The 11,755-nt window shown below is 43.9% G+C and carries 8 protein-coding genes; 2 read left to right on the plus strand and 6 right to left on the minus strand.

Annotation, left to right across the window (positions count from 1 at the left end; all coding sequences use genetic code 11):
- The first annotated feature begins 361 nt into the window (after positions 1-361).
- Both AC27KT_RS13695 and AC27KT_RS13700 read left to right on the plus strand, forming a co-directional pair.
- Positions 362-3,466, plus strand: a complete 3,105-nt coding sequence (locus tag AC27KT_RS13695; protein WP_487130815.1) for a TonB-dependent receptor — start codon at positions 362-364, stop codon at positions 3,464-3,466.
- A 73-nt stretch (positions 3,467-3,539) separates the two neighbouring features.
- Positions 3,540-4,973, plus strand: coding sequence for a polysaccharide lyase family 7 protein (locus tag AC27KT_RS13700; RefSeq protein WP_487130817.1), 1,434 nt, complete (start codon positions 3,540-3,542; stop codon positions 4,971-4,973).
- Between the two features lie 66 nt (positions 4,974-5,039).
- On the opposite strand, the gene AC27KT_RS13705 is transcribed toward AC27KT_RS13700, so the two are convergent.
- The 6 genes from AC27KT_RS13705 to AC27KT_RS13730 all read right to left on the minus strand — a co-directional run bounded on the left by AC27KT_RS13705 (position 5,040) and on the right by AC27KT_RS13730 (position 11,754).
- Positions 5,040-5,780 (minus strand): FadR/GntR family transcriptional regulator, encoded by a 741-nt coding sequence (locus AC27KT_RS13705; protein WP_487130819.1) that lies wholly within the window; start codon positions 5,778-5,780, stop codon positions 5,040-5,042.
- A 362-nt stretch (positions 5,781-6,142) separates the two neighbouring features.
- A complete protein-coding gene (eda, locus tag AC27KT_RS13710; RefSeq protein WP_487130821.1) occupies positions 6,143-6,760 on the minus strand; it encodes a bifunctional 4-hydroxy-2-oxoglutarate aldolase/2-dehydro-3-deoxy-phosphogluconate aldolase in 618 nt (205 codons plus the stop codon).
- Positions 6,761-6,885: 125 nt separating this feature from the next.
- Positions 6,886-7,821, minus strand: a complete 936-nt coding sequence (locus AC27KT_RS13715) for a sugar kinase (RefSeq protein ID WP_487130823.1) — start codon at positions 7,819-7,821, stop codon at positions 6,886-6,888.
- 67 nt (positions 7,822-7,888) lie between these two features.
- Positions 7,889-9,184 (minus strand): MFS transporter, encoded by a 1,296-nt coding sequence (locus AC27KT_RS13720; RefSeq protein WP_487130825.1) that lies wholly within the window; start codon positions 9,182-9,184, stop codon positions 7,889-7,891.
- Between the two features lie 2 nt (positions 9,185-9,186).
- A complete protein-coding gene (locus tag AC27KT_RS13725) occupies positions 9,187-9,531 on the minus strand; it encodes a cupin domain-containing protein (RefSeq protein ID WP_014948493.1) in 345 nt (114 codons plus the stop codon).
- An 18-nt stretch (positions 9,532-9,549) separates the two neighbouring features.
- On the minus strand, positions 9,550-11,754 hold the full coding sequence (locus AC27KT_RS13730) for a heparinase II/III domain-containing protein (protein ID WP_487130828.1): 2,205 nt from the start codon (positions 11,752-11,754) through the stop codon (positions 9,550-9,552).
- Between the last annotated feature and the right edge of the window lies 1 nt (position 11,755).

Below are 11,755 nucleotides of genomic sequence, written 5' to 3' on the forward strand. Positions count from 1 at the left end.
CACAAAGAATTTATTATTACCACCAGAAAAACAAACTGATAACATTTTTTTGACATCACCAAAAGCTAATTACTCATTAGAAATAACAGTAAAGCACTGTTTTAAAATACGTTTATTTAACAAAATCAGACGTTAGCGCTGCTCATATATTTTGGAAATCCAGCCCATAAATGTACGAAATAATGACAATTTTAATTATTTTCTTGTAAATTTGTTGCCAATACGTAAACAAACCCTTAGCATTGGCTTTACATCATGCAGCAAATTGGTAATAACAGTGACGGTTTTTGGTTAGCTTTAATAGCCAGATAAATTGCTGAAAGCCCTACAAAACAAAAGACACAGCATTATGGAAGCCACGATGATAAATAAGAGAAAACCAAATCCGTTCGTACACGCCATTCGCGCCAAATACTTTAGCCCAGCTCTGGTTTATGCTGCGTGCTCTGCAGGCCTGCTTATGAGCGCCCCAGTTTCAGCGCAAGAAGCAGATGCCGCCGATGAAGAAACAACCGAAATTATCGAAGTTAAGGGTATTCGAGGTACTATTCAAAGCTCTATCTCGATAAAGCGTGAATCGACTGAAATTGTTGATGGTATCTCTGCCGACGACATTGGCGACCTGCCTGCTTTGTCTATTGGTGAGGCATTAGAAACCCTTACTGGCGCGTCTTCTCACAGAGAGCAAGGCGGTGCAACGGAAATTTCAATTCGAGGCCTTGGCCCTTATCTAGGTAGTACGGTAATGAACGGTCGTGAAGCAGCGAACGGCAGTGGTGACCGATCAGTAAACTTCTCTCAGTTTCCATCAGAGCTTTTTAATAAAGTTGCCATTTATAAAACACAGTCTGCTGAGCTAATTGAAGGCGGTGTTTCAGGTCAAATCCATTTAGATACCATCAAACCATTAGATTTCGGTAAACGCCGCTTTCAGTTTGAATATAAAGGTAACTGGAACCCAGATAATACAGATTTAGAAGACCCTATTCGCGACTTTGGTCAGCGTATCACCAGTAGCTTTGTGGACCAATTTGAATCTGAACGATTCGGCGACATAGGTGTATCTGTAGGCTATCAAAAGAACGTAACAACAAATCCCGAACAGGAAGCTCGAACAGGAACGAGCTGGGAAGCATGCAGAGTTTCACCTGCATTTGGTGACGGAATTAACAGCAGCCGTACAGACTGTGAAGATAACGGCGGCGCGCTAAACTTAATTACTGATGGCACCGGCGCAGCGCCTGATGCGTCAGAGCCATTTATATTTTCTCGTTCGCAAAACTCGTTTAGACAAAACGTTACCGACGATGATAGAGAATCATTCTTCGGTGCTATTCAGTGGCGCCCTAATAACAAGCTAGAGATAAATGCCGACGTACAGCTTTCAGACAGAACCTTTAGTGAAGTAAGAAACGACCTCGTCTTTGCCGAAGTTAACCACGTTGATGGTTTTACCACGCCAGCGTCAGAGAGACTGCCCTTTGACCTAGTGGCCACCTCTAATGGTGCACTTAGACAATTCACAGCTACACAAAATATTGAAACAAACAGCCAATTTGCAGAACGCCTTGAAGAGTACACTGGAGGAGGCTTACGTTTCGACTATACGGTAAACGATAGACTAAGCATATCTCTTGACCTATCTACCTCTGAAACTGAACGACGCGAAAATATCATTCAAACCAGACTGCAGTCGGAAGATGTAGACATCTACGGTAATGATGTACTGGGAGCCGATGGAAACGGTGAAGTAAGAACGGCAGCACAGATATTTGCCAACGGTTCTCTTGTACCTACATGGACACTTCAAGACTTCGACGTTAACTACCACGGTGCTTTTGCAGATGAAGCAAGAACACGTCTAGATCTAAACCAATTTAGAAATAACAAGATTTCAGCGGTACGCGCTGACTTCGACTACATACCAGACTCTGAATTTATCATTGGTGTAAAAGGTGGTGTTAGGCTATCTAAGTTAGAATACGACAGCGTACCTGGTGGCAGTGGTACCAACAACCGAACAGAGGTAACGTTCAGTGATGAAGCGGCAGCTATGGCTAATGATGCTTGCCGGAACAACGCATTTCCTGAATCAGGCTTCTTTGACGATGAGACTGGAGGCGCGCCGCTTTTCACCAACGTTGATAGCGAAGGTAACGTAATAAGCGCAGGAACAGGTAACTCTTTCGCTACGTTCGATCCAATCTGTTTAGCAGAGACATTGCTTGGCACAGTGACTAATGATGCGGGAGAGGTGCTAACGATAGCTAACGCCTTCCCAACGGTTGATGATTCAGATAGACAAGATATTGCAGCTGTTGACGTTGAAGAGAAAACCATCGCGGCCTATCTACAGGCCGACTACGACACTTTCATAAATGATTATGGTGTACGCGGCAACTTTGGACTTCGTATTGTAAGAACAGAAGTTTCGTCTCTGTCATATCGAGGGCCCTTACAGGCTACACGCGATGAAAACGGCCTAATTACAGGCATTGCCCCTATTACTGACGAACTCATTCGAGTAGAAGGCGGCGGTGATTACACCGAGTTACTTCCAAGCTTCAATTTAATCGTCGACCTCTCGGATGATGTTATGTTTCGCGGCGCGATTTATCGCGGCCTGTCACGCCCAGATCCATCAGACTTAGGCTTTGGCCGAAACTTCTTAGGCCTAGACGAAGACAGTGACACTGGCGAGATATCAGATGCGCTTGCGCGCGCTGTGGCAGTAGGTAACCCAGTACTTGAACCTTTCCTATCTTGGAATATAGACACCGCTATTGAGTGGTATCCAAACGAAGATACTATTCTTGCGCTTGGTTTGTATTACAAAAACTTTGAGGGTGGCTTCTCAAACACGTCTCAAACCGAAATTTTTGAAGTTGATGGTGAAGAATTAGAAACCATCGTTACTGCGCCTCAAACTAGCGACGATACCAGCACTATTTATGGTGCTGAAATTACCGCTACACACTCATTTTCATACCTAGATAGCTGGTTAAGTGGTTTTGGTATAAAGCTTAGCTACAACTACGCAGACTCGAATTTTGAATTTCAAGATGAGAGCTTCGGCGAATCAACAATAATCGACCCTAGCTCGGGGGATTTAATTTCGCGTACGGGCATTGTGGCACCAGCTAATCTGTTCGGCTTTTCAGAGCATGTTATTTCTACGCAGCTCTATTATCAATGGGAAGACTTAAACGCATCTATTAACTACAAGTACAGAAGTAACTACTTCCAACAGTTTGTTAATACGCCTGGCGCTATTCGATTCATCGACGATACGGAAGTATTTGAGGCGCGTGTGTCTTATCGCCTGAATAAGAATTGGAAGTTTAGTCTAGAGGCTATCAATATCTTTGATGAGCCCAGACGCCAGTATCGCCCAACCCAAGACAACTTTGCAGAAATTAACGTGTACGGTCAAAGAGTCTTCGCTGGCGTGCAATTCCGCTATTAATCACAGTTTCACTGTGAGTAATTGGGGCCCGAACATGGGCCCTTTTTTTCTTCAACGCCAGTAAGGAATGCATATGTTTCGCTTATTGCTTGTTTTACTAACGCTTACTTCGCTAAATGGGTGTGGCTCTTCTTCATCGTCCACTACCTCGCAAACGCCTTTACCAGACGATAGCTCTGCGCCAACTCCATCTCCCACTTCCCCAACAAATGAGACGGAAGCATGTAGCGCATTACCATTAACAGGAATAAGCGCATCGGCGAATGTAGAAAACGAGTCTTTTATTGCATCTAAAGCTATCGACGGCGATACCTCAAACGCCTCTCGTTGGCAATCAACAGGCACTAATTCTGCGCTCGTGCTTTCATTTGATAGCGAACAACAACTAGGTGCTCTTCAAATTAAGTGGTATGACAGCGAAATTCGCGCTTATCGCTTTTCTATTGAAACCTCAATAGATGGTGAAAGTTGGGATACACAGGGCTCAAATATCAATTCAAATACACAGCTTGCGGGCTTTGAGCTTTATTCATTACCAACGCTTGTAACGTCTCGCTATATACGTGTTACCCCATTTGGAAACTCTGTTAATGACGATAACGCAATAGTTGAGGTTCAGTTATTCAATTGCACTGAAGGCGACGGTGAAATTTCATCTGCACTCACTTCAACTTCGGGAATCGATTTACAAGACTGGTATTTAAGTATTCCAACAGACAATGATGACTCAGGTACAGCAGATAACATAAGCGAAACCAAGCTTCAGCAAGGATATACCAATTCTGAATATTTTTATGTTGGCAACGATGGCGCCTTAGTGATGCGTTCACCCACTCGCGGCTTTAAAACCTCTGTAAACACTAACTATGTTCGCGTTGAGTTGCGTGAAATGTTGCGACGCGGCGATACCATTATTAAGACCCAAGGCGTTAATAAAAACAACTGGGTACTCTCCTCTGCCTCTCAGGTCAATCAGGATGCTGCTGGTGGCGTAGATGGTCGTTTGCGGGTTGATATGGCGGTAAACAAAGTTACCACTACAGGCGAGAACTTCCAAATAGGCCGCGTGATCATAGGTCAAATACATGCCAACGAAGATGAGCCAATACGCCTGTACTACCGTAAGTTGCCTAAAAATAACTTAGGCGCTATCTACTTTGCTCACGAACGCAGAGCAGTGGCAACAGCGAATGGTGAGAAAGAAGAAATATGGGTAGAAATGATCGGATCGCGAGACAGTGATGCTACCAACCCCACTGATGGCATAGCACTTAATGAGCGTTTCACCTACGTAATTGACGTTGAAGGTGACACGCTCACCGCAACGATTTCAAGAGAAGGAAAGTCTGACGTCACCCGTTCTTTAAATATTGAAAATAGTGGTTACGATGAAGATGATCAATATCTGTATTTCAAGGTGGGTGTGTATCACGTAAACAATTCTGCAAATGAAGCAGAACGTGCAGTTGCCAGCTTTTATTCAATTGAGAATGAACATGGTAACTAGCAACTACTGATATGAGGTGGAACGGAGAAGTCCGTTCCCAAATGGCATATTTTGTACGGTAATGGCTTAGTTAGTACGCAAATGGCTTAGTGAGTAAAGATCGCGAGTTTGACTGCTCTTCTTTCTCACTTCTTCTAGCGCCTGCGCCTCACTCGCCGCAAACAGTGCATCAATTAGACGATTAAAGTGAGCATGCATAGCGGCTCTTGCTGCCTGTGAGTTCCGGGCTTTTAAGCTTTTAAAAATTTCATAATGTTCTTCTAATCTATCTTGGTCAGACTGGCTGCAAACACTATTATAGGCTTGAATAATTTGGGGCTGGGAATCTCTTAGCGACCAAAACTTATTTACTGCCAACAGTATGGCTTTATTGCGCGTGGCACGCGAGATAATGATATGAAAATCACGGTCAGCTTCTTCCGCGTTTACCCCGGTTTCCATTGCTTCTAATGTCTTCTCAAGGGCAACAAGCTCTTCATCAGTAATCGACAATGCAGCTAAAGCAGCCGCTTCACCTTCCACAAGTGCTCTTGCTTGAGTCAGCTCAAATGCACTTATTTGTTCTGTGGTAGCGTCTTCTTTGTCTTTTGGCTTATCGAGTACGTAAACGCCAGACCCTGTCTTCACTTCAACGTGCTGAAGCACTTCAAGGGCAATAATAGCCTCTCGGATCGTCGGGCGGCTTACATCAAATGTCTCGGCTAACTCACGCTCGGCGGGTAAACGCGTTCCTGGTGGGTAAAGACCTGATGCAATTAACGCCTTTATTTTTTCTGCAATTTGCCAGAACATTCGACGACTTTTCATGTTCGAAACCTTTTCAATTAAACGTAGTGCGCATTACGCACCCACTGTGCAACTTTCTCTAGCTCTGGCGGTATATTTATTTTTCTGCCGTTGCAGACTCCCCGTCGAACTAAATTGCTATTCTTAACTTTATATAGCGTCAATATACACGCAATTGGTAATATTTCAATTCAAGCTCTAAAGCAAACAAAATAAAAACATTAGCATTTATTATCAACAACTTAATTATAATCACCTTTTGGCGATTGCACAAAATTAAAACAAAAAATCGAAAAAAAAGTGCATCAAACTACAATTTGGTCATACAAGTAGGTTAGTTAATGAGAAGAAGGGGCAGATATACGCCCCTTGTAAGCAACAAATTATGCGTTTGCTTCTTGGCAAGACTGCGTTATTGCTTCCCAGTTTTCTTCGCTTACCCACTCTTTTTTCGCGACCCACGTTCCACCAACTGCAAATACGTTAGGTAGTGAAAGGTAATCAGTTTTGTTCAATTGATTCACGCCGCCTGTAGGACAAAACTTAACATCGCGAAATACTGATGACACTGCTTTTAAAAAAGGTGCACCACCTGATAAAGATGCTGGAAAAAGCTTTTGTTCAGTGAAACCAGCTTCAAGGGTCATAAGTATGTCTGCAGTATTCGACACACCAGGCAATACAGGTATCTGACATGTCTCTAACGCATTTAACAGTGAATTAGATACCGCAGGCGTCACGATAAAGTCACTGCCCACCTCAATAGCGGCAGATAATATCTCTTCGTTTATCACTGTGCCTGCCCCCACAATGAGTGAAGGTACTTCTGACTTAATGGCGCTAAGCGCTTCAAGTGAAGCCTCTGTTCTAAGCACAACCTCCACAAGGTTTAAACCTGCTTTCGACATTGCTTTCGCAATATTCACACCTTGTTCAGGGGAATCTGCCTGAATAATTGGCAACAGGGTTTGGCCTGACATAAGTTCAGAAAAGCGTGTCATAAAATAGTCTCTCTATTTGTTGAATGTTAATAGGCCTTAACCTGAAAAGTGTACTGCAAACAGTGTGATGGATGCGCCACCGCTTACATCTAACAAAAAATAAGTGTCAATTGCTCAGTAATTATTTAGCGTTGTTCAGCCAATGCCGTTTCAACGATTCCTCGTGGGATGATGGCTCCGCGATGTTGAATCACAGTGCCTGCTGCTTTTGCTGCAAGTTCAACCGAGCGAGAAATAGGCACATCATTAAGCCTGCCGCCTAAATACACACCGTTAAATGCATCGCCGGCCGATGTGGTATCGATTACGTTGGAAACTGGCACAATAGCGTGCTCCAAACGTTCACCGTCTAACACGGTGAGCACTGATAAAGGTCCATTCTTGATAACGATTTCACTGACGCCAAATGATTCGCAAAGGGCTAAGGCATCGTTTGCACTTTCAATATCAAAAAGCTCAGTAATGTCTTCCACGCCAACGAGTGCTACATCACAAAGCGAAAGTGCCTGCTTAAAGTTCTTACTTGCTTCATCAGGTGTTTCCCAAAGTCGTGCACGATAGTTAGGGTCGAACACAATTTTTACGCCACTCTCTTTTAACGCCTCAATAAAACGGAAGAACGACGGCCGTTCGTCGCGTGGAATGATCGCAATTGAAATGCCAGAGAACATAAACATATTGTTTTCAGACAATGTACTTAATGCCTCAGGTTTAAGGAATGACATGATGGTTTTAGCGGCAGATTGTGATCGCCAATAGGTAAAGCTGCGCTCTCCCGAAGCGTCAGTATCAATTAAATACAGACCTGCAGAGCGATTTTCATTTGAAAACACGAATGAGGTGTCTAGCCCTTCAACTTCAAAGTTGCCCTTCATGCGAGAGCTAAAGGTGTCGTTTCCGACGACAGTAACAAACCCCACCTGTATATCAGAAAAACATCGCTTTAAGTAAACGGCAGAATTGTACACGTCGCCTGCGAACGATTGATGTAGCGATGTATCAGAGCCTTCATTTGAGCGCAGTTCAACCATGCATTCGCCCATAAAGCTTAGCTTTTTCATTTGGTACGCCTTATTTGGTAATTCATAGAGACTGTGGGCTGATAAAATAGAGCCCACAGTAAAAACACTATTGCTTTATTGGTTCGATTTTAGGAATGAGAAGCCACACCGCAGCAGCGGCAATAATCGCAAGCGATGCACCAATAATAAAAGCAGGAGTATAGTTGCCATCGGCGGTTAACATGGGTACCAATGACGTTAACCCCACAGCACCTAATTTCGCCGCCATTCCGGAAAACCCAGACAAGGTTCCCACCGACTTTTTCCCCAACAAGTCGCTGGGTAGTGTTTGAACATTTCCGATAGCCGTTTGAAAACCAAATAAAATGACAGCCATAATCAACACCGCTGTAATTGCAGACCCCGGATTTGCCATCGCCAGTAGCGAAGGAAGCATAATCACACAACCCAGTGTGATAACGAGCTTTCGGGTTTTATCTGTATTCCAGCCCGCTTTAATGCGGTTTTGCGCGAGTAAGCCACCAAACCAAGCACCAAGCATAGCGCCAACATACGGAACCCATCCATACAGGCCAATAGACTTAACATCCATGCCATACACTTCGTTAAGGTAAATTGGGATCCAAAACACGAACAGCCACCAAATAGGATCGATAGCAGCGGAAGCGATAATTACGCCCCAGCTTTGCTTTTTCGACAGTAACTCCTTTGTAGAAGGGTTGTATTCGTTCTCGCAATCAGAGGCATCATCACTTGACTCAACGCGCTGGCCGGTGAGTATGTACTGCTTTTCCTCATCAGTAATCCACGGGTGTGAGCCTGGCGGTGCTTTGACAAGCACAAGCCACGGCACCAGCCACAAGAACCCCAGAGCCCCAACAACAATAAAAATAAGCTGCCAGCTAAAGTAAATGGTCATCATAGCGATAGCTGGGATAGCAATAATTCCACCTATCGCTGCGCCAGAGTTAAAAATACCCTGTGCCAACGCACGTTCTTTTGTTGGAAACCACTCGGCATTGCCTTTCGCTGCACCTGGCCAGTTACCCGCTTCTGCCACCCCAAGAACGGCGCGAAAGATAGCAAAACTTAGAAAGCCTTGTGCAAAGGCGTGAAGCACAGTAGCAAGAGACCATACGCCTATTGATAATACAAACCCAATACGGGTACCTATCCAATCGAAGAGTTTTCCGAAAATAGCTTGCCCAAAGGCGTAAGCGAAAACAAAGACGATCGAAATATTCGCATAAATTTGTTTGCGCTCTACTGCAGATTCATCGGGGAAAAGGTCTTCAACAATGTCTGGCCAGAGTACGCTGAGTGCCTGTCTATCGATATAGTTAATTATGGTTGCTAGCGCGATAAGGGCAATCACCCACCATCGCAAGCCATTAATTTTCATTATTATTCTCCCACAAAATCTTCGCGAGCAGGGCTAAATGTATCTATTAAGATACCGCCGGTAGGGCACACTGCACCATGCTCTACGTGAGGTGGGATAAGACAACTATCCCCTTTCCTCAAAATCTTCATTTCACCACCAATGCTGAAATGAAACTCACCTTCTTCAACATACGTCACCTGAGAATGGCGATGTGCATGGGTATACCCTTCTGCACCTTTATCAAAAAATACCTTTACTGCCATAAGTTCATGATTGAACCCCAGCATTTGACGCTTTAAGCCATTGCCTAAGTCTTCAATCTCTGTCTCGTTGCCAAATAAAAAATGTTCGCTTTGCTTATTCATAACGTAAATCCTAAAAAATTACAGCGCATACACAGCGAAACGGCTTGAAAGCGTGTAACGGTTTTCATCAAAATCAAAAGAAACAGACTCGGTCGACTCGCTACCGGCTGTGGTATTTATGGCTATCAGAAACTGCTGTTCAGCTGCTTTTATTACAAGTAAAAGCAATGTGTCGTTTTTTACTGTCTGAACTGATGTAATAATGCTTTCTGCGCCTAAGGTATACTCCTTGCTGGGGTTGTATTCACCGTGAGGCTCTAAAACGGAAACGAATTGGTGATGCGACTTACCTTCTACCCTGCGTATCACGCTGCTCTCGTTGCGAAGATTGAAATTAGGGTCACTGGCGCCTAACTGTGTAAATAGAAAGGTTTCATTGCCTTGTGCGACGCTGTGTTGTGAATAAAAACGGCCGTTACTATTTAGCCAAGTCACTCTAGCCATATCAGCTTTCGGAATACCCTTAGCCCTGAGCCACAAGTGCTGGTAACCACTTACACTTCCTAGTGCAGATAACGTATTTGTGTAACCCTGATATTCAAAGTTAGTATTAATTAAATGGCCGCTATAATGCAGTGGTAAATCGTAGGTGTGCGGCTTGTCACTAGATACATCAAACACATCAACAACAATGCGCTTATTTAAGGTAGGTAAAGAAAGCAGCGCTATCGTTCTATCAAGTACAACATCGTCATAGGCAGAGTCGATGCTTGCGCGAGCAACCGTACCATGCTCGTTACTTTCAAAGAAATGTAGCGTAGGCGCATTTGCATTCGCTTTGTCTAAGTTAAAAGAAAAATGACTTTGCTCGTCAACCACTACCGTGTTGTGCGCAACAGTTTGTTTAGCATAGCTATTATTTTCTGGAAGGTAACGACCGCCAAACTTGGCTTCTACATTTAAGAACCGTGCTGCACCATAATCGGTGACAATCTCACTGCCTTTATCGTATAGCTGCCACGTTAGTTTATCGAAATGCCCATGTCCCAAACCTTGGGCTGCAGGTTTAAATAACACAGCTTCACCCTGGGGTTCTTCACTGCGCATAATTACTAATGCACCTTCATCGCCATCTTTACCGTCACCCAAGGCCATCGATTCGAAAACATAAGGCGTTGCTTTGTTCTCATCCAGCGCCTTCGCTACGTCAACACCATCGCCAGTGAGTACAATTCTCCCTTGCTGCTTAGCAATATCCAGTAAGCCTTTATCTTTTGTTTGCTGATACGCCACAGCAACACCATACACTAACTCAATAGTATCTATGCCTTTGCTTTTAATTGCGTCATTGATTGGGAAGAATAACCCATTGTAGCTAAGCTGAATGGTGGTATTTATTGCTTTAAGCAAAACCTTATCGCGGTAGTCGAAAATATTGCGTTGAGGTTCGTTATTTTCAATCGCTTTAGCAAACGTAACGAACGGCATTAGCGCGTAGCGTTGGTAGTATGGCCCTTCGTTATAGTAGCCTTGAGGGGAAAATAGCGTATCGAGCTGTTTTAAAAAACCACCTTTGCCTGACTTTTCAAGGTCGTAAAGTGCTTTTTCCACCCATTCAGGTTCATCTAAAACATAACCCGCCATGCCCACACCAGCCGTAGCCCACGTTCCGTGGTTATGTACTTTGTTGAAAGTAGATGGCTGCCCTTCAGATAAGAACAACGCTACAGGCCTCAACAGTTGGCTCTCAATCACGCTTCGCTCTTCTTCATTAAGTGCGTTATATATTAAATCGTAAGCTTGAATAGTATTCACAAGCCATACTGCTTCATTTAGGCTTTGCCAGAAGAACACACCTGGGTTTTGGGCGTTCACTTTACGCTGTGGGTGCAACCCTAATGTAGGGTAAAGTGCGGCATAGTCTAATAAGAGACTTTTTACATAATCCGCATACTTTTCGTTATCACTAATTTGGTACACCACGCCAGCGTTATACATAAGCTGGTAGTTCTTTTTATGACGTTCGTGAGTGTAGCCACCACCGCCGTCTTTTGGCACGGGAACAACATTTGGCATTGCTAGATGCAAATCTACCTCTTGCTTAACTTGCAAATAAGCATCTTGGAAACGCCCATCTTGCTTAATGGCGTTGCGCATTTTTACAACGTCGTCTTGCGTGATCACCAAGTTAGGGTGAGCAGCAAGAGAAGAAAAAGAAAGCGAACAAAAAATGAAAAGTAAAAGCGCAGATTTTTGTTGTAGGGAACAGAGGTTTTTAATCATT

The sequence above is a fragment of the Alteromonas sp. 5NW40-0090 genome, assembly GCF_057552975.1.

What these genes read in the sequence shown, in the direction of transcription:
- AC27KT_RS13720 (WP_487130825.1), bottom strand. Translation starts at nt 9,184, where the DNA reads ATGAAAATTAATGGCTTGCGATGGTGGGTGATTGCCCTTATCGCGCTA.
- AC27KT_RS13730 (WP_487130828.1), bottom strand. Translation starts at nt 11,754, where the DNA reads ATGATTAAAAACCTCTGTTCCCTACAACAAAAATCTGCGCTTTTACTT.
- AC27KT_RS13715 (WP_487130823.1), bottom strand. Translation starts at nt 7,821, where the DNA reads ATGAAAAAGCTAAGCTTTATGGGCGAATGCATGGTTGAACTGCGCTCA.
- AC27KT_RS13725 (WP_014948493.1), bottom strand. Translation starts at nt 9,531, where the DNA reads ATGAATAAGCAAAGCGAACATTTTTTATTTGGCAACGAGACAGAGATT.
- AC27KT_RS13695 (WP_487130815.1), top strand. Translation starts at nt 362, where the DNA reads ATGATAAATAAGAGAAAACCAAATCCGTTCGTACACGCCATTCGCGCC.
- AC27KT_RS13700 (WP_487130817.1), top strand. Translation starts at nt 3,540, where the DNA reads ATGTTTCGCTTATTGCTTGTTTTACTAACGCTTACTTCGCTAAATGGG.
- eda (WP_487130821.1), bottom strand. Translation starts at nt 6,760, where the DNA reads ATGACACGCTTTTCTGAACTTATGTCAGGCCAAACCCTGTTGCCAATT.
- AC27KT_RS13705 (WP_487130819.1), bottom strand. Translation starts at nt 5,780, where the DNA reads ATGAAAAGTCGTCGAATGTTCTGGCAAATTGCAGAAAAAATAAAGGCG.